Annotated in this window: 1 pseudogene; it reads right to left on the bottom strand. The window is 64.9% G+C overall.

Going from position 1 to position 1350, the window contains the following annotated elements:
* Window positions 1-465: 465 nt before the first annotated feature.
* Window positions 466-1350: pseudogene (locus C5O24_RS13385) on the bottom strand (chitobiase/beta-hexosaminidase C-terminal domain-containing protein); the annotation flags it as partial.

Raw genomic sequence — 1350 nt, 5'->3', positions numbered from 1 at the left:
CCCCTCTTCCCCCGCCGGATGGGCTGCCGTCCTCGGAGCCGCGGAGCGTGCGGGCAGATGTTATCCCCGGTTCGGAGCGGCGCGCCACCTTTGCCACGCGTCAGCGGGGCGGGGGAGCGCGCCGCGTAGACCGGGGGAGAGGAGAGAGGCGTCCCCGGTCGGCCGAGCTGCGGAGCATGCGAGATCAGCCGCCCGCGCCAGCCCAGGCCACCCGCTCGCATATAGCACTCCCTCTCTCTTCGGCCGCTTGGGGGTGGTCGTAGACCACCGACCTCTGTAAACCCCGCCATGACGCCCGAAGGGCGGCTTGGTGGGGGAGTATGCTCGCCCGCTATGCGGATCTTCGTGGATGAGCCGCAGGGACAGTCAGCACATCTCCGAATAACGACCCCCTAAAAAGCAGCGCGCCCCCGATTCACATCGGTGACGCGCCAATATATACTAACTTATTATTTTTTGGATGGTTTACTTCACCACCGCCTTGACGGCCTTGCCCGAGGCGAGGCGCACGATGTAGATACCGCGGGGGAGTCCCTGGGGATTCACGCGGCGTCCGGCGATGTCGAAGGTCTGCGCGCCCTCGGGCACGATGATCGAGTTGCCCTCCACGCGCACGCTTCCGGCCTCCTGATCGGCTTCCACGCCGCTGATGCCCGTCACTTCGGGCTTGAACTTGATCTGGTAGTCCCTGACTGACTCCGCTCCGGGGCGCTTGCCGCTCTCGAGGGCGTAGGCCTTGATCTGTCCGTTGATGACGGCCTGCGTGTCGTTGGTGAGTGTCAGCGGTCCGTTGTAGAGCTTCTCGGCGGCTCCGTCGAGCGAGTAGTAGATTGCCGCTCCTGCGGGTCCGTTGATGGTGATGACGGTCACTGCCTCCTGCTCGTCGACGGTGATGGTGACGTCGCCCGAGAGGTATTCTCTCACCACCTCCGTTCTGGCCTCATGCGAGGGGAGCATGTCGTCGGCTGTGGCGCGTGCGAGTATCTCGCCCGATGCCGTGGCGTCGAAGGCTCCGGTGTAGGGATTCCATGTCTTGCCTCCGTCGAGCGAATACTCGATGGCTGCACCCTCTGTGGCACAGGTGATGCTGACGGTGGTCTTGTCGAGGAACGCAGCCTCGGCGGGGGTGATCACGGGGAGTGCCACACGGTCGATGGCCTGCGATGCGGTGAGGTAGATCACCGGCTTGTCGTTTTCGTCGGCGAGCACGTAGCCTTTGAGCTTCCATGCCTCGGCGTCACCCTCGGGGATGGCGGCGAATGTCGGGTCGATGGCGTATGTGTTGCCCTCGGCGTCGGTGGCGTTGCCTTCGGCCACGGTGACTCCAAAGAGTGTGGCGGGCGCGGGGGT

Source organism: Paramuribaculum intestinale (assembly GCF_003024925.1).
In the GTDB taxonomy this organism is placed as follows: domain Bacteria; phylum Bacteroidota; class Bacteroidia; order Bacteroidales; family Muribaculaceae; genus Paramuribaculum; species Paramuribaculum intestinale.
Note: the sequence above shows the minus strand (reverse complement) of the source record. Positions and strands in the feature narration are given on the sequence as shown.